This is a genomic window from Prochlorococcus marinus XMU1412, from assembly GCF_017696315.1.
Classification (GTDB): Bacteria; Cyanobacteriota; Cyanobacteriia; order PCC-6307; family Cyanobiaceae; genus Prochlorococcus_A; species Prochlorococcus_A marinus_AF.
The window spans coordinates 350,023-367,224 of the sequence record NZ_JAAORJ010000002.1; the positions used below are offsets into that span (position 1 = coordinate 350,023).

Annotated in this window: 15 protein-coding genes and 1 tRNA gene; 10 read left to right on the plus strand and 6 right to left on the minus strand. The window is 30.3% G+C overall.

Annotation, left to right across the window (positions count from 1 at the left end):
- Positions 1–43 precede the first annotated feature (43 nt).
- From HA152_RS04805 to HA152_RS04815, 3 genes are read right to left on the minus strand one after another with little or no spacing between them, the layout of a single operon-like run.
- Positions 44–1,195: an ATP phosphoribosyltransferase regulatory subunit gene (locus HA152_RS04805; protein ID WP_209134112.1), complete on the minus strand. Its 1,152-nt coding sequence runs from the start codon at positions 1,193–1,195 to the stop codon at positions 44–46.
- An 18-nt stretch (positions 1,196–1,213) separates the two neighbouring features.
- The gene (locus HA152_RS04810) at positions 1,214–2,062 is read right to left on the minus strand and encodes an inositol monophosphatase family protein (RefSeq protein ID WP_209134114.1); all 849 of its coding nucleotides are present in this window, start codon (positions 2,060–2,062) and stop codon (positions 1,214–1,216) included.
- A gap of 5 nt (positions 2,063–2,067) precedes the next feature.
- A complete protein-coding gene (locus tag HA152_RS04815; RefSeq protein WP_209134116.1) occupies positions 2,068–2,442 on the minus strand; it encodes a 2Fe-2S iron-sulfur cluster-binding protein in 375 nt (124 codons plus the stop codon).
- Positions 2,443–2,491: 49 nt separating this feature from the next.
- Here HA152_RS04815 and HA152_RS04820 point away from each other — a divergent pair.
- The 5 genes from HA152_RS04820 (at position 2,492) to HA152_RS04840 (ending at position 6,592) form a co-directional block, all read left to right on the plus strand.
- Positions 2,492–2,578, plus strand: a tRNA-Ser gene (locus HA152_RS04820).
- A 213-nt stretch (positions 2,579–2,791) separates the two neighbouring features.
- Positions 2,792–4,789, plus strand: coding sequence for a molecular chaperone DnaK (gene dnaK / locus HA152_RS04825; RefSeq protein WP_209134118.1), 1,998 nt, complete (start codon positions 2,792–2,794; stop codon positions 4,787–4,789).
- A complete protein-coding gene (locus HA152_RS04830; protein ID WP_209134120.1) occupies positions 4,740–5,699 on the plus strand; it encodes a DnaJ C-terminal domain-containing protein in 960 nt (319 codons plus the stop codon). The genes dnaK and HA152_RS04830 overlap by 50 nt, the downstream gene beginning before the upstream one ends.
- Before the next feature lie 32 nt (positions 5,700–5,731).
- Positions 5,732–6,115, plus strand: coding sequence for a DUF3110 domain-containing protein (locus HA152_RS04835; RefSeq protein ID WP_209134129.1), 384 nt, complete (start codon positions 5,732–5,734; stop codon positions 6,113–6,115).
- Between the two features lie 39 nt (positions 6,116–6,154).
- The gene (locus tag HA152_RS04840) at positions 6,155–6,592 is read left to right on the plus strand and encodes a peptidylprolyl isomerase (protein WP_079330948.1); all 438 of its coding nucleotides are present in this window, start codon (positions 6,155–6,157) and stop codon (positions 6,590–6,592) included.
- A 4-nt stretch (positions 6,593–6,596) separates the two neighbouring features.
- Here HA152_RS04840 and ribBA read toward each other — a convergent pair whose 3' ends face one another.
- A complete protein-coding gene (gene ribBA, locus HA152_RS04845) occupies positions 6,597–8,321 on the minus strand; it encodes a bifunctional 3,4-dihydroxy-2-butanone-4-phosphate synthase/GTP cyclohydrolase II (RefSeq protein WP_245211204.1) in 1,725 nt (574 codons plus the stop codon).
- 88 nt (positions 8,322–8,409) lie between these two features.
- Here ribBA and argC point away from each other — a divergent pair, with 88 nt between their 5' ends.
- Positions 8,410–9,465 (plus strand): N-acetyl-gamma-glutamyl-phosphate reductase, encoded by a 1,056-nt coding sequence (argC, locus tag HA152_RS04850; RefSeq protein WP_209134131.1) that lies wholly within the window; start codon positions 8,410–8,412, stop codon positions 9,463–9,465.
- On the opposite strand, the gene purN is transcribed toward argC, so the two are convergent.
- Positions 9,449–10,105 (minus strand): phosphoribosylglycinamide formyltransferase, encoded by a 657-nt coding sequence (gene purN, locus HA152_RS04855; protein WP_209134133.1) that lies wholly within the window; start codon positions 10,103–10,105, stop codon positions 9,449–9,451. The genes argC and purN overlap by 17 nt on opposite strands.
- Before the next feature lie 178 nt (positions 10,106–10,283).
- Here purN and HA152_RS04860 point away from each other — a divergent pair, with 178 nt between their 5' ends.
- Positions 10,284–11,867 (plus strand): glucose-6-phosphate isomerase, encoded by a 1,584-nt coding sequence (locus HA152_RS04860; protein ID WP_209134135.1) that lies wholly within the window; start codon positions 10,284–10,286, stop codon positions 11,865–11,867.
- Here HA152_RS04860 and leuS read toward each other — a convergent pair.
- The gene (gene leuS / locus HA152_RS04865; protein ID WP_209134143.1) at positions 11,864–14,434 is read right to left on the minus strand and encodes a leucine--tRNA ligase; all 2,571 of its coding nucleotides are present in this window, start codon (positions 14,432–14,434) and stop codon (positions 11,864–11,866) included. The genes HA152_RS04860 and leuS overlap by 4 nt on opposite strands.
- 107 nt (positions 14,435–14,541) lie before the next feature.
- Between leuS and dapF the strand changes: the two genes are divergently transcribed.
- The 3 genes from dapF to HA152_RS04880 are packed head-to-tail and all read left to right on the plus strand — an operon-like array spanning position 14,542 to position 17,200.
- The gene (gene dapF / locus HA152_RS04870) at positions 14,542–15,402 is read left to right on the plus strand and encodes a diaminopimelate epimerase (protein WP_209134145.1); all 861 of its coding nucleotides are present in this window, start codon (positions 14,542–14,544) and stop codon (positions 15,400–15,402) included.
- Positions 15,402–16,574 carry a cysteine desulfurase family protein gene (locus HA152_RS04875; RefSeq protein ID WP_209134155.1) on the plus strand — a complete coding sequence of 391 codons (1,173 nt, stop codon included), beginning with the start codon at positions 15,402–15,404 and terminating at the stop codon, positions 16,572–16,574. The genes dapF and HA152_RS04875 overlap by 1 nt, the downstream gene beginning before the upstream one ends.
- Positions 16,574–17,200, plus strand: coding sequence for a DUF1995 family protein (locus HA152_RS04880; protein ID WP_209134157.1), 627 nt, complete (start codon positions 16,574–16,576; stop codon positions 17,198–17,200). Before HA152_RS04875 ends, HA152_RS04880 begins: the two co-directional genes overlap by 1 nt.
- The last annotated feature ends 2 nt before the right edge of the window (positions 17,201–17,202 follow it).

The following is a 17,202-nucleotide window of genomic DNA, read 5'->3' on the forward strand; positions in this document are numbered from 1 at the left end:
ACAATATATGAATTTAAAAATCTAAATATAATTCTAAAAGGTTTTATTTAACCCACAAAATCTCACTACAATTGTTTTCCTTCATTATTTGATTAGCTTTAGCTAAGTCATTACATGGATTCAAATGTAATACGGTAATAATTCCTCTTTTCTGAAGTTCTTTTTGTTTATTCATACTTTTTTCTAACAAATAGGAATCTTTAAACATTAATAAAATCTTTTTCTTAAATGTCTTTTCTTCCCTAAGTAAATTTCTTAAAATGTCTATTGAAATTGTAAATCCAATCCCATTTAAGATTTTCTCATTAGGACTAAAGAATCTTACTAATTCATCATATCTTCCACCTTTTGCAATAACGCTTTTATTATTTCCATCATCTCCTATAAGTTGAAAAACTATTCCTTCATATAAATTCAGGTGCGGTTGAAATGTGGGATCAAGTTGTAACTTAATGCCATATTTACTTGAAATTTTTGATAATGTTTCAAATAAAAAATTTAAGTCATTTAACGTTTTACTAGTACCATATGTATTTTTTAATTTTTTTAATATTGCAATTGGTTCTCCTCTTGTAAATAAGAGATCTTTAAGAATATTTTTATCATCTTCATCAATTCCTAATTTAGATAAATTATCTTGATCAAAATTAACGAGACTTTTCTTAATTTCTTCAAAATTATTATTCCTATATTTATTTAAAATTAAATCCATTATTTTTGTGGTGCTTACTAGAAGAAATAAATTACAACCATCCTTCAAATTAATATTATCAATTGCATCAAACAAAATATTAATAACTTCAATTTCTGGGTATTTTGTATCATAACCAATTAATTCAATTCCACTCTGTAGTTTTTCTTGTAAGTTAAAAGAATTTTTATTATTTTGTTTTTTATCAAAGACCATTCCATTTGTGAATAATCTTATAGGTCTTTTTTTATTTATTAATCTGGTAGATGACAATTTAACAATAGATGTTGTCATTTCTGGCCTAAGACATAATGAATTATTACTTACTATTCCAACAAGCTGATTTTCCTCAATAATTCCACGCCCTTTTATCGTCTCTAAAGTATTTATAAATGATGGTGAAACCTCTTCATATCCCCATAGTTTATATATACTATTTAAATTATTGATGATATTAGAATTATTTTTAACATCGACTAATTTAATTTCCTTTATTTCTGTCATTTGAATATTTAACGAATTTTAGGTATAGAGATTTTTTTTAAATGGAGCAACTTTATCTAGTATATTTTTTAATTCATTTTCAAGGCTAGGAGAACAAGCTAAAATTCTACCGGAACTTAAATTAAATTTGCCTGATGGATAATCTGAAATAATTCCACCAGCCTCTTTTACAATAATAGCACCGGCCGCTAGGTCCCATACCTCCAATCCTCTTTCCCAATATCCATCGACCTTACCTGAAGCAACAAATGCTAGGTCAACTGCTGCTGCTCCGCCTCTTCTGACACCTCTAGTTTTATGAGTTAAATAACAAAATTCAGCATAATTATTATCCTCTGTCTCAAATCTGTCATAAGAGAAACCAGTTACAAGTAGACTATCAGAGAGATTTAAAGGACTCGATACTTTAATTTCACAATCATTGCAAAATGATCCTAAACCTATACAAGCTGAATATAGTTCATTTAAATAAGGTACTGATATAGCTCCTATAATCGGCTTGTTTTTATATACAAGACCAATAGAAGTTCCAAAAAAAGGGTATCCATGAGAATAATTTGTTGTACCGTCTAATGGGTCTATACACCAGGTTAAATCCGAGGATTTATTTAATTTACCCGATTCCTCTGCATTTATAGATATATTTGGGGTCTCTTCTAATAAATATTCTTTTATTTTATTTTCAACTTCCAAATCTACATTGGTTACTAGATCACCTTTCCTACCTTTTGATGATATTTTCTGAATTTTATTGTAATTAATTTTTAAAATTTCGTTACCAATTAGAGCGGATTTCTTCGCTATTTCATACAAACTGGATAAGTTTACTTGATTTGCAATTTCCTCTATTTCACGTAATTCAAACATTATAATTAATCTTCCTCAAATTCCCAGGGTGGTGCAACTCTTGTATTTCCCCTCCCAAAATATTGTCCAAATTGTAAATCGTAAACTTCATCTTCATATGTAGTCTCTACCTCAAGATCTGAAGTTGCTTTGGCAACACAAAGCAGTGCATAACCTTTATCTTTTAAGGCTTGAGATACACCCATGGCTTCAGGTTGTTTCAAACTACCAGATAATATTTTAACTGCACAACTTGTACAGCAACCATTTCTACATGAAAAAGCAAGTTTGAAACCTTTCTTTTCAAATTCCTTAAGTATATACTCATGACTACTAACCTGCTCTTGGTAGACCTTTCCGGTTTCCTTATTTTTAATCGTGACTGTGAAAGTCTTATTCAAATAACTTTCCTCAAAAATGGGATGATCAAGGGTTAAAATGGTTATCTTGGGAGAGGTGGCCGAGTGGTTGAAGGCGCAGCACTGGAAATGCTGTATAGAGGCAACTTTATCGAGGGTTCGAATCCCTCTCTCTCCGTTTTATAATAGTTTATTTTGGTTAACTACATCAACACCTTTGTCATTAAAATATCTTTTAAAATAGATAGTTATCTTTTTAAGAATTTGGAAATAATCTTATTTATTTAAATAAAGTTGAAAATATTTGATTTTTACTATTATATGTAAATATCTAAGATAAAAATTAATTAAATTATTAGTAAATTTTGCTTTAATTTAGCGATCTAAAATCATGGGGCAAATAGTTGGAATTGATTTAGGTACTACTAACTCTGTTGTCGGAGTTATAGAAGCTGGTCGTCCAATTGTTATAGCAAATTCTGAGGGATCTAGAACTACACCTTCAATAATTGGATTTACTAAAGACAAGGAAATAGTAATAGGAGACCAAGCGAGAAGGCAACTTGTTCTAAATCCTAAAAATACCTTTTATAACCTAAAAAGATTTATTGGTAGTGACTGGGATGAATTAGATGAGAATAGTATTTCTGTCCCTTATAACGTAAAGGCTAACACCAATGGAAGCGTTAGGGTTCTTAGTCCAAATACAGAAAGAGAGTATGCACCAGAAGAATTAGTGAGCTCCTTGATTAGAAAATTAATTAATGATGCTGAAACATATCTTGGAGATACTGTTGATTCTGCAGTTATTACTGTCCCTGCTTACTTTAATGAATCTCAAAGGCAAGCTACAAAGGATTCTGCAATATTAGCGGGTATAAAAGTAGATAGAATTCTAAATGAACCAACTGCTGCTGCTCTAGCTTATGGTTTTGAAAAAAGTTCTTCTAATAATGTTTTGGTTTTTGATTTAGGAGGAGGAACATTTGATGTTTCATTATTGAAAATTTCTAATGGTGTATTTGATGTTAAAGCCACTTGTGGAGATACACAGCTAGGAGGGAACAATTTTGATTCAAAAATAGTGGATTGGCTTGCAGAAAAATTTCTAGCTAAACATGATATTGATCTAAGAAGGGATAGACAGGCTTTACAGAGATTAACTGAGGCTGCTGAAAAAGCTAAATGTGAATTGTCAGGATTACAAAAAACAAAAATATCTTTACCATTTATCACAACAAGTAAGGATGGACCCTTACATATTGAAGAAACCTTAGATAGAAAAATATTTGAATCATTATCAGAGGATTTACTTGATAGATTATTAGAACCTGTGCAAATAGCCTTAGATGATTCTGGATGGAACGCAGATGATATTGATGAGGTAGTTCTTGTAGGTGGCAGCACGAGAATTCCAATGGTTCAACAATTAGTAAAGACTCTTGTTCCAAATGATCCTTGTCAATCTGTTAATCCTGATGAAGTCGTAGCAGTTGGAGCTGCAATACAATCTGGAATTATTAGTGGAGATTTACAAGATTTACTCCTAAATGACGTTACTCCCTTATCTTTAGGTTTAGAAACTATTGGTGGTCTTATGAAGGTACTTATTCCTCGTAATACTCCAATACCAGTTAGACAATCTGATGTTTTTAGTACGTCCGAAGCTAATCAATCATCTGTTGTTGTTCAAGTACGGCAGGGAGAAAGGCCTTTAGCCTCTGAAAATAAATCACTTGGTAAATTCAGACTATCCGGAATACCTCCAGCTCCAAGAGGAATACCTCAAGTTCAAGTAGCATTTGATATTGATGCTAATGGTCTTTTAGAAGTAAGTGCAACTGATAGAACAACTGGAAGAAAGCAAACAGTTACAATCTCTGGAGGTTCTAATTTAAATGAACAAGAAATAAATTCGATAATTGAAGAAGCCAAAGCAAAAGCTAATGAAGATAGGAAGACAAGATCTGTAATTGACAGAAAAAATAGTGCTTTAACTCTTATTGCACAAGCTGAGAGAAGACTTAGGGATGCCTCATTAGAATTTGGTCCCTATGGGGCCGAAAGGCAACAACGAGCTGTTGAATTAGCCATTCAAGATGTTGAAGAGTATATAGATGACGATGATCCTCAAGAATTAGAAATTTCAGTAAGTGCTCTACAAGAAGCATTATTCGGCTTAAACAGAAAATTTGCGGCAGAAAAGAAAACTGATAATAATCCCTTACAGGGCATTAAAAATACATTTGGATCTTTAAAAGATGAACTCTTTTCTGATGATTATTGGGATGATGATCCTTGGGATAATCAAATGAATAGAAATTATAGAAATTCGAGGTATGGTAATTCTAGGGACGATGATCCATGGGACAATGACTACTTCCTCTAAAAAAGACTATTTGTCGATTTTGGGTTTATCCCCTGATTTTGATGATAAAGAACTTAAAAAGGCCTTTCGAAGAGAGGCAAGGAAATGGCATCCAGATTTAAATAAAAATGATCTTAATGCAGAAGAAAGATTTAAATTAATTAACGAAGCATACGAATATTTACGTGATCCTAATATAAGAAAAAATAGTTCAGATGAAAATTTCCAGGATGATTACGAAAATAATAATTTCAAGACAGGTTTTCCTGATTTTCAAGATTATCTTGATTCATTATTTGGATACGAATACTCACCAAAGAATTACGAGGAATATGATAATGAACCATTTGAGGATGAATCGACAAATAAAAATATTGATGAATTTAATCATTATAAATATCCTACAACCTCTCCAGAAGAGCCGCCTCCAGTTAAACTCCATCAAGATATTGAAACAGTTATTGAATTAACTCCCGATGAGGCCTTAAATGGATCTTCAATTTTAATCGAGCTTGAAGATGAAACCGTAGTAGAAGTTGATACACCTCCTTTCGCTGGGGATGGATGGCGATTAAGACTTGAAAATATTGCAAGAGGAGGAAAAGATCATTATCTACAGTTAAAAGTTCAAACCGAAAGTGGCCTAAGAATTGATGGTTTAAGAGTTCTTTATAAATTGGAATTATTTCCTCATGATGCTCTTCTTGGTTGTGCAGTAGAGGTTCCTACTCTTGATGGAAATGTCACACTTCAAGTGCCACCAAAATCGTCTACTGGTAGAATGTTACGTTTGAAAGGAAGGGGTTTAACTTTCGAAGATAATGTAGGTGATCAATATGTTGAAATTTTGGTAGTCATACCTGCTGATATTAATGATGAAGAAATTGCTTTATATACAAGATTACAAGAATTATCACTTTCTGATTCTTAATCAAATATTATATAAGCAGGAAATCAATGCTTATGAACATATTCGTTCTTTTATATAATTCGGGAACAGATAAGGAAGGAATTCATTCGATCGAACTTAAGGGAAGGACAATTGTTCTTATGTTTGAAGATAAGGATGATGCAACAAGATATTGTGGTCTACTAGAAGCTCAAGATTTTCCTTTGCCAACAGTTGAAATGATCAACATAGAGGAAATAAAAGATTTCTGCAATAAATTAGATTATGAATGCAAATTAGTAGAAAAAAATTTCGTACCTAAAACTGCAGAAGATAGGTTATTAATTTCACCACCCCAGAAAAACCTAGAAGTTGAAAATTGGGCGGAAGAAAAAAAAAGTAATAAAGATAACATTGATATAAATACCATTAAGGAAAACCTTGAAAAGTTGCTTTAGCTATTAAAATATCAGAATAAATATTAAACAAAATAAAAAATGACAACTGCATTATTTGAGACAGAAGTTGGAAACATTAATATTGAATTTTTCTCTGACGACGCGCCTAATACAGTTAAAAACTTCACCAGTTTAATAAGTGATGGTTTTTATGATGGTCTAGCATTTCACAGAGTTATCCCTGGATTTATGGCTCAGGGTGGATGTCCTAATACTCGTGACGGAGCATCTGGTATGCCTGGAACTGGAGGTCCTGGATATAATATTAAATGTGAAATTAATTCCAATAAACATCTAAAAGGCTCACTTTCTATGGCTCATGCAGGAAAGGATACAGGTGGTAGTCAGTTTTTTATAGTTTATGAACCACAGCCTCATCTCGATGGAGTTCATACTGTATTCGGTAAGACTGACGATATGGATGTAGTTCTAAAGCTTACTAATGGTTCAAAAATTCTAAAAGCAACTTTAAAATAGTAATTTAGCCTTCAAAAACAATACTGAATGTCTCTTTATCTAGATTAAATTTTCTGGTAGATGAATATAAGATTTCGTTATTAATAGTAAATTTAGTATTGATTAGTTTGATGCTACTTTTTGGATGTAATGCTTGTTCAATATTTCTAGATACAATAATTCCAATCTTTGTACTATTTTCATATTTGGATAAAAACTGAATAAATAATTCTATATTCTTTATTTCCTCATCATTAATGTTGGAATTTGTTCTATTCTGATCATGTAAAATTCTCCATACTAATTTGGGTCGGTTCCAAAACGCCAATAATCTTGGACTACTTTCAAGTTTAATATTTATGTTTTGTTCACTGCAGAATTTAATAACTTTATTTTTTATTGGAACTAAATCAATAGATTTATATTTTCCGTCAAGAAAAATTGATATAAATGGATCAATATTACTGGAATTAGAATTATCATCATCAATCATGTGGCCTAACTTTGTTTTTTTAACACTCAAATATTCTGCATTATTATCGTTTGGACAAATAACTAAAGGAACTCTCTCAATAACTTCTATTCCATAACCACCTAATCCAGCAATCTTTCTGGGATTGTTGGTTAGTAATTTTAATTTTTTTATACCTAAATCAGTTAAAATTTGTGCTCCAACTCCATAATTTCTGAGATCAGCTGGAAAACCTAATTTTTCATTAGCTTCTACAGTGTCTAATCCACCATCTTGTAAACTGTAAGCTTTTAATTTATTTATTAGACCAATACCTCTGCCTTCTTGTCTCAAGTAAACAACAACTCCTTCTTCCTCCTTTTCTATTCTTGATAAAGCAGCCTCTAACTGGGGTCTACAATCACAACGTAATGATCCAAAAGCGTCACCAGTTAAGCACTCTGAATGCATTCTTACTAGTACAGGTTCACTTAATTTCGATGATTTTTGTTTAACTAATGCAACGTGCTCTGAACCATCTAGATCATTAACATATCCATAAGCTTTGAAATTACCAAAAATACTTGGAAGAACAGCATCAGATTTTCTAAATACAAATCTCTCAGTTTGAAACCGATAACTTATTAGATCAGCTATGGATATTAATTTCATTCCCCATTGTTTTGCATACTCTTTTAGTTGAGGGAGTCTTGACATAGAACCGTCAGGATTTTGTATTTCACAAATCACTCCAGCGGGATAAAGACCTGACATTGCTGCAATATCTACTGCCGCTTCGGTATGACCTGCTCTTTTTAATACTCCACCTTTTTTTGCTCTTAATGGAAAAATATGTCCTGGCCTCCTTAAATCATCAGGTTTTGTATTTGGGTTTATAGCAACTTGTATTGTCTTTGCCCTGTCTTCAGCGGAAATTCCTGTAGTAACATTATGTTCAGGTCCAGCATCAATTGATACTGTAAAAGCTGTTTGATTTTCATCTGTATTTCTATCTACCATTAATGGTAAATCTAATGAATCAAGTTTTTCACCTTGCATTGCTAGGCATATAAGACCACGTCCCTCAGTAGCCATAAAATTAATTTGCTGTGGAGTTGCAAACTGAGCCGCACATATTAAATCTCCTTCATTTTCTCTTCTTTCATCATCTACAACAATTATGCATTCACCATTTCTTATAGCTGCCAACGCATCGCTGATAGGATCAAATTCAATTTTAAAAGATTCATTTATATCCAAAATTGTTCCATTATTTGATTTGGGACTTGTTTCTTTCATTATTCCTATCAATATAGAAAAATAGTGTTTTAGTTACCTTAAATTCAACACTTTATAATCCTATCTCAAAGTCTGCCAATTCAAAGAAATGAATGTTGCAATAGTAGGTGCTACTGGTTACGGCGGTATTCAAGCGGTAAATCTCTTAAAGAAAATTAAAAAATACAAAATTTCATTTTTAGGAGGTAATAAAACATCTGGATCTAAGTGGAATGATAATTTTCCTTTTATTTATCTAGATAATGATCCTTACATAGAAGAAATTTCCGTAGATAATATTTCAAAAAATGCAGACGTTGCTTTGCTTTGCTTACCAAATGGCTTATCCTCAACATTGACAAGGAAATTATTAGATCGAGGACTTAAAGTTATTGATTTATCTGCTGATTACAGATATAAGTCTTTAGATGAATGGAAAAATGTTTATTCCAAAGAATCTGCTATTTATAAAAGGAATGATGATGATTTATGTAAAGAGGCAGTTTACGGTCTTCCTGAAATAAATAAGGAAGCTATTTCAAAAGGAAGATTAATTGCCTGTCCTGGATGCTATCCCACATCTGCTCTTATTCCATTAGTTCCTTATCTATCGCAAGGAATTATTGAAAATGAAGGAATAGTGATTGATTCTAAAAGCGGAACCTCTGGAGGAGGTCGAGAACCAAACCAAAAGCTACTCTTATCAGAATGTGGTGAAGGCTTATCAGCATATGGATTGATAAACCATAGACATACCTCAGAGATCGAGCAAGTAGCATCTATAATTTCTGGAAATAAAATTGAACTTCTTTTTACACCTCATTTGGTTCCAATTTCTAGAGGTATGCATTCGACTATATATGGGAGATTAAGAGATCCAGGATTAACTTCCGATGATTGCAGAATTCTTTTGGATAATTTTTACAGAAATTTCAAAAATATTAAAGTGTTACCTGTAGATACATACCCATCAACAAAATGGGTTAAAAATACAAACCAAATTTTCCTTTCGGTTAAAGTTGATATTCGAAATGGGAGGATTATTATTTTATCTGCAATTGATAATTTGTTAAAAGGTCAGACTGGGCAAGCAATTCAAAATTTAAATATTATGAGTGGATTTTCAATGGATGAAGGTCTTGATTTAACTAATAATTTTCCATAAAATTACTTCTTATCAAAAACCCAGCTTGAGAGATTGAGTGAGGTAAAATTTTATGCTCAAGCATTTGTATCCTTTTGGAAAGTGATTCAATATTATCATCATCTCTAATTGACAATGCAGCTTGCATTATCAATGATCCACTATCTACCTCCTCTTCTACAAAATGTACTGAACAACCAGTTATTTTTGAACCATTTAATATTGAGTCCTTTATCGCAGAACCACCTTTGTATGCTGGAAGTAATGAAGGGTGAATATTTATTATCTTATTCTTAAATTTATTAATAAAAAATGGAGTAACAATTTTCATCCAGCCTGCCATAACCACAAGTTCAACATCGTAATTAATTAAAGTATTTACAATTTCTAATTCAAAAGCTTCTTTTTGCAGAAAGTCTTTGCCTCTTATAATTTTGTAAGGTATTTTTTTACTTTCAGCTCTCTTTATACAACCTGCATCATCTTTATTAGTTATTAGAACTTTTATATCTATATCTAATTCTCCTTTTTCTGAGAGATTAATTAATTCCTGAAAGTTTGTTCCTTTACCAGAAGCAAGTACACCTATTTTTAATTTTGGGGAAAATCTTCTAAATTCAGATATCTCTGGCGAAATTATGTAATTAAAGGATCTATCCAAAGTTTTTTATTTTATCCAATGATAATTTCATATGAAATAAAAAAAACCCTCAACTTTAATTGTTTATATTCAAAAACATATTTATTTGAAGATAATAATTTAAACAAATTTAAATGATTCAAATCTATGTACTATTCGTATAGATATAATTGAATTATAAAAGAAACAAATATATAAAATGAATGGAGATTTAAACTCTTGGGATAAATTTTGTAATTATCTTTGGTTTGATAAAAAATTAAATATTTGGTTAGACATAAGTAAAATTAATTTCACTAGTAAAGAGATAAAAAATTTAGAAGATAAATTTATAGATGTTTTTTCAGCAATAAAAGAATTAGAAAATGGTGCAATCTCAAATATTGATGAAAATAGACAAGTTGGACATTATTGGCTTAGAAATCCATCAATTTCACCCTCTTCAAAAATAGGAGAGGAAATTAGAGCAGATATTAATGAAATCTCTGAATTTGGAAAACATATATTAAATGGAGATATTAAGAATAAGAATAATCAGAAGTATACTGATGTTCTTTGGATAGGAATAGGTGGAAGTGGATTAGGACCATTACTTATTACAGAGTCACTGCAGAAGTGTTCTAGAGGTTTAAATTTTTCTTATATAGATAATGTTGATCCTTTTTTAATTAGAGAAAAGTTAGAAGAGTTATCTGAAAAATTACCAACAACATTATTTGTAGTAGTAAGCAAATCAGGTGGTACGCCTGAACCTAGAATTGCTATGGAAATTATTAAAAGTCACTGCGAAAACAATTCTCTTGAATGGAATTCTAATGCTATAGCTATAACTATGAAAGATAGTAAGTTATTTAAAAAAGCTACTTCTGAAAATTGGTTAAAAATATTTAATTTGCAAGATTGGGTTGGAGGAAGAACTAGTATTACAAGCTCTGTGGGATTACTTCCATTAGCTCTTATTAATGAAAATATATCTGAATTTATTAGAGGTGCATCATTAATGGATGAAGCCACACGTATAAGTAATTTTAAAAATAATCCAGCAGCACTATTATCATCCGCATGGTATTTAACTGGGGATGGTATTGGAAAGAGAGATATGGTCGTATTACCTTATAGAGATAGGTTACAGGTATTTAGTAAATATCTCCAGCAATTAGTAATGGAATCATTAGGAAAGAAATTTAATAGGAATGGTGAAGTAGTTAATCAAGGTATTTCCGTTTTTGGTAATAAAGGATCTACAGATCAACATGCTTATGTTCAGCAACTGAGAGATGGTATTGATAATTTCTTTTGTATTTTTATTGAATTATTAGATTCTCCATCTACTAATATTTTTGATGAAAAAGAGAATCCTAAAGAATATCTTTCTGGTTTTTTGCAAGGAACCAGATCAGCACTCTCTAGTGAAAACAGACAAAGTATCACTATTACGCTAGAAAAGTTAAATTGTTTTTCACTAGGTTCCTTAATCGCCTTATTTGAGAGGGCTGTATCCTTCTACGCTGAATTGGTAAATATAAATGCATATGATCAACCTGGAGTTGAAGCTGGAAAGAAAGCAGCCGCAAATGTTATTGAGTATCAACAAAAAGTAAGTAATTTATTAGATGAAGGTGGAGAATATTCTATAAATGACATAACATCATTTTTTGATAATTCAGTGAGTGAACCTATATTTTTCATACTCCGTGAAATGTGTTTCGGTAATGATAATTATTTAGTTAAGGGCGACTGGTCAAATCCAAATTCATTAGTTATTCAAAAAATAAATTCTTAAATAACAATATTCATAATTTTTCCTTTAACAATAATTATTTTTCTTATTTCCTTATCTTTAGTCCATTTTAATATGTTAGGTCTTTTAAGAGTTAATTCTTTAATTTGATCTTCACTCATATCATTATTAATATTTACTTTGTCTCTAACTTTTCCATTCACTTGTATTACTAATTCATATGAGTCTTCCTTTAGTGCCTCGGCATTAAATGAAGGCCAGTGTTCTAAATGGACAGATTTTTTAAATCCTATAAGATGCCATATTTCTTCTGCAATATGAGGTGCAAATGGAGCCAACAAAATACAAAACGTTTTTAAAGCATCAATTTTTAAATTATTGTTTACGTCATTAATGGAATTTGATAATGAATTATAAAACTTCATTAGTTCTGAAATCGCAGTATTAAATTGGTTATTTAATATGTCATTTGAAATTTCTTTTATAGCGATATTCATTGACTTTATTAAACTTTTTTCTTTATCTGGATAGGAATTAGATTTACTATTTATATCTTTTGCACAACTTATATAAAGCTTCCAAATCCTACTTAAAAATCTAAATTGTCCTTCAACATCTGTATCTCCCCATTCCAAATCTTTTTCTGGCGGTGCTTTAAATAATATAAACATTCTTGCTGTATCTGCTCCATATTTTTTAATTACTGATTCAGGGTCTATTCCATTATATTTTGACTTTGACATCTTCTCGAAAAGAACTTCGAGTTTGGTATTGTCAATTGGATCTTTAGGATTTGATAAGTCAGTAATATCAGAAGGAGAAACATATTTACCCGTTTTATTGTTTTTATAGGCTGCGGCCTGAACCATTCCTTGCGTTAATAGTTTTTTAAATGGTTCATCAATTTCAAATAGTTCATTATCCCGCAAAGCTTTAGTGAAAAATCTTGCATATAACAAATGCAATATCGCATGCTCTACTCCTCCAACATATTGATCTACAGGTAACCACTTATTAATTTCAATCTTTTCAAATGGCTTATTTGAACATTTTGCAGATGGATATCTTAAAAAATACCATGATGAACACATAAAAGTGTCCATTGTGTCAGTTTCTTTTTTTGCCGCTATTCCACATTTTGGACATGTTGTATTTATCCAATTATTATTATCACCTAAAGCATTAATCTTGTTAGCAGAGATATTTATATCTTTTGGTAATGCAACAGGTAATTCCGATTGGTGTAAAGGAACAGACCCACATTTTTTGCAATTAACGATGGGAATTGGACATCCCCAATATCTTTGTCTAGATATTAACCAATCTCTTAAACGATATTGAATCTTATTTTCGGCCCATCCATTATTTACTCCCTCCTCTGCAATTTTTAATTTAGCAATAGTATTTTCTATACCATTGTATTGATTTGAATTAATTAGATATCCATTTTCTACATAAGCATTATCAAGCGCCTTACTTTGTTCACTTTTATCCTTTACTATTACCTGTTTAATATCTATATTGTTTTTCTTAGCAAACTCAAAATCTCTTAAATCATGAGCAGGTACACCCATAACAGCGCCTGTACCGTATTCATCAAGAACATAACTAGCCACCCAAATAGGTATAGGTTCAGAATTAACTGGATTTATTGCTATTAAGCTGGTTTTTATTCCAATTTTTTCAAGTTCATTATTTTTATTATTTTTCAAATATTGTTTAAGATTTTCTATATCTTGTATGGTTTCTTGATCAGTAATTTTTTTAATTAATGAATGATTGACAGAAATTGCTAAATAAGTAACTCCAAATAAAGTATCTGGCCTTGTTGTAAATACAGTTATTTTCTTTTCTGGATTGGTATTGATATGGAAATTAATATTTGCACCAATTGACTTTCCAATCCAATTATCTTGCATTATTTTTACTCTTTCTGGCCAGTTATCTAATTTTTCTAAATCCTGCAATAACTCATCGGCATAATTAGTAATTCTTAAAAACCATTGCTTTAATAATTTTTTTTCAACTACTGCCCCAGATCTCCAAGATTTACCCTCTGAATCAACTTGTTCATTCGCTAGGACTGTATTATCTATAGGATCCCAATTAACTTCTGATTCCTTTTGATATACAAGACCTGCCTTGTATAACTCTAAAAATAGATATTGAGTCCAAATATAATAATTTTCATCACATGTTGCAAATTCCCTATCCCAATCAACTGATAGTCCCAAAAGCTTTAATTGTGACTTCATATGGGAAATATTTTTTTTAGTCCAGACACTTGGACTAATTCCTCTTTCAATCGCAGCATTTTCAGCAGGCAAACCAAAAGCGTCCCAACCCATTGGATGTAAGACAGATTTCCCCTTAAACCTTTGGAATCGAGCTATTAAGTCTGTAATAACATAATTCCTAACATGTCCCATATGAAGATTACCTGAAGGGTAGGGAAACATTGATAAGGCATAAAATTTATGGCTATTCTCAGTTAATTCATCGGTTTTGTATAACTTGTTTTCTGTCCATATTGACTGCCATTTTTTTTCTATTTCAGATGGATTATATAAATTGGTATCAGCCTCATATTGTTTATCGGAAGAAATCACTTAATTTTTATTTGTTAAATTATTATTTTAATATCCATTATATAAAATAGAAATAGATTGTTAAAAGGAATAATTTATAATTAAAATTTAAGATATATGAATTACAAATGAAAAATATAACTTTTGAAAAATATCAAGGTAACGGCAATGATTTCGTAATAATAGATTCTAGAGGAAATGAATTCTATAAAAATTACAAGACAAATAAAATATTTGATATAAAAAAAATTTGCAACAGGCAATTTGGTGTTGGAGCAGATGGTGTGATTTTTATAGAAGAACCTAATGATGATAATTATGCAAAAATGATAATTTTTAATTCTGATGGTTCTGAAGCACAAATGTGTGGAAACGGAATTAGGTGTTTAGTTGAGTATCTCCACGTAAATGATTCAATGAATAATAAAAATTTAGAATATAAAATTGAGACTAAAGCAGGTTTAAAAATTGCAAAATATATAAATGATGAAATTACAGTAAAAATGGGAGTTCCAATTTTAGAATGTCAAAATATTCCAACAACAATTGAAAAAAAAATAAATTCAATTCCTTCACACGAATTTATTGAAAAAGATTTTAATAATATGGGTTATGCCGTAGGAATGGGAAATCCTCATTTAATATTCTTTGTAAAAGACATAGAGTCAATTGTACTTTCCAGACTTGGTCCTATATTTGAAAAAAATGAATTATTTCCTGAAAAAACTAATGTGCATTTTTGTCAAATTTTAAATAGAGATAATATCAAAGTAAAAGTATGGGAAAGGGGTGCAGGACCAACCTTAGCTTGTGGAACAGGTGCCTGTGCTATCCATGTGGCAGCTTATAAATTAGGCCTTTGTAATTCACAAACCATAGTAACCTTACCAGGAGGTAATCTTAAAATTGACTGGTCAAAAGACGATTGTGAAGTAATGATGACCGGTAATGCTAAAAAGGTTTTCTCAGGATCAATGTTAGTAAATTAATGGAAAATAATTTTATTTATTTAGATAATGCATCCACAACTCCGTTATCTGAGAATGTTTTAAATATAATTAATTCAACTTATAGGAATTATTGGCATAACCCTTCATCTACATATGAGCTAGGGATAAAATGCTCTACATATCTTGAAAAAATTAGATCTAAAATTGCTTATATATTTGAAGCAGATCCAGAGGATATAATTTTTACATCTGGTTCTTCGGAATCGACAAATATTGTATTTAATAATATTTATGAGAAATTTAAAAATGGTAGGGTTGTTATTTCAAATGTTGAACATCAAGCAACAACTATTTGTGCTAATAAACTAAGAAAACAAAATTGGGATATTTACGAATGGACGGTAAATAAAGATGGAATTTTAAATATTTCTAATATCGAAAAATTTTTAAACATTGATACTAAGCTTGTATCAATTATTTGGGGACAAAGTGAAATTGGGACGATACAACCTGTCCAATTTATTGGTTCCAAATGTGAAGAATTAAATATAATGTTTCATTTAGATGGAACTCAAATATTAAGTAATGGAATATTCAGTTGGAAAGATCTTAAATGTGATTTTTTAAGTTTATCCGCTCATAAATTTGGAGGTCCAAAAGGGATAGGTATTCTTTTAACAAAAAAAAAGTCTAGACAAATTTTAAAAAATAATGACATATCACTTACTCAGGAATTTTCAATTAGACAAGGTACACAAGCTTTGCCATTAATCGCTGGAATGTATGAATCATTAAAGAATATTGAAGGAAAAATAAAATTATATGATTACAAAACTGAATTTCCTTCTAATAATATTAATAAACTAAAAAATTATTTTTTTCAAAAAATTAAAGATAATAATCATATAAAGATTACGGGTAGTATTAACCAAAGACTTCCCAGTCATATTTCCTTTCTACTATTAAACAAACTATTTGAGCCTATAAAGGCTTATAAGATTGTTAATTTCATGTCAGAAAATAAAATAGCCATAAGTAGTGGAAGTGCTTGTTCAAGCTCATCTGGCAAACCTAGTTCTACACTTAAAAATATTGGTTTAAAAGATGATGAACTATATTCAAATATTCGTGTTACTTTAGGTTCAATAAACAATAAGTCAGAAATAGATAAATTTTTAGAACTTATTCAAATATGTATTGACAAATTTTAATGGAAACCAATTACAGACTACCTAAAGATTTAAATGAATCTCTTAAGAATATGGAGGATGCAATTATTCCAAGTTTATTAGATTCAAATAAAAGATTTACTATAGAATTTAATTTTGAAGGGTTGAAGTTTAACAGAATTGGAATAACTATCTACAAGATATTGTCTAAAAATAATAATGTATTCATAACATTTGCTGATCAAGGTGCTGTGGCTTTGGCTCAAAGAGACTATCCAGATATCAAAGAAAAAATCTTTACTTTTAAATCGTTTAATGAATCAAATAATATAAATAATATTGATAGTGCAATGATTTCGATACTACCTCAACCATATGATTTCGATTCATTTGAACCAATGTCTGATAATTATCAAGGTATGCATTATTCATTAAATCCAAAATTTGAAGATGCCAATATTGGTATAGGAAGTGTTATTAGAGAGCGACGTAAAAACTTTGTCAAAACATGGAAAAATATTTATTTTCTGCAGCCTTTAAATAAAGCTGCTCTTATGCATATTTATCCAAATAACTGGTTGCTTTTCAAAGAAGAAAATAAAAAATATTTCTTTAAAAAAGAATTTGAAATTAAACCCGACAATGAATCTATTTTTGTGAATTTATAGAT

Bases quoted from the DNA above. Each gene is read 5' to 3' on its own strand.
- HA152_RS04830 (WP_209134120.1), top strand. From the start codon at position 4,740: ATGGTAATTCTAGGGACGATGATCCATGGGACAATGACTACTTCCTCT.
- HA152_RS04840 (WP_079330948.1), top strand. From the start codon at position 6,155: ATGACAACTGCATTATTTGAGACAGAAGTTGGAAACATTAATATTGAA.
- HA152_RS04860 (WP_209134135.1), top strand. From the start codon at position 10,284: ATGAATGGAGATTTAAACTCTTGGGATAAATTTTGTAATTATCTTTGG.
- HA152_RS04810 (WP_209134114.1), bottom strand. From the start codon at position 2,062: ATGTTTGAATTACGTGAAATAGAGGAAATTGCAAATCAAGTAAACTTA.
- argC (WP_209134131.1), top strand. From the start codon at position 8,410: ATGAATGTTGCAATAGTAGGTGCTACTGGTTACGGCGGTATTCAAGCG.
- HA152_RS04880 (WP_209134157.1), top strand. From the start codon at position 16,574: ATGGAAACCAATTACAGACTACCTAAAGATTTAAATGAATCTCTTAAG.
- ribBA (WP_245211204.1), bottom strand. From the start codon at position 8,321: ATGAAAGAAACAAGTCCCAAATCAAATAATGGAACAATTTTGGATATA.
- HA152_RS04835 (WP_209134129.1), top strand. From the start codon at position 5,732: ATGAACATATTCGTTCTTTTATATAATTCGGGAACAGATAAGGAAGGA.
- dapF (WP_209134145.1), top strand. From the start codon at position 14,542: ATGAAAAATATAACTTTTGAAAAATATCAAGGTAACGGCAATGATTTC.
- HA152_RS04875 (WP_209134155.1), top strand. From the start codon at position 15,402: ATGGAAAATAATTTTATTTATTTAGATAATGCATCCACAACTCCGTTA.
- dnaK (WP_209134118.1), top strand. From the start codon at position 2,792: ATGGGGCAAATAGTTGGAATTGATTTAGGTACTACTAACTCTGTTGTC.
- HA152_RS04805 (WP_209134112.1), bottom strand. From the start codon at position 1,195: ATGACAGAAATAAAGGAAATTAAATTAGTCGATGTTAAAAATAATTCT.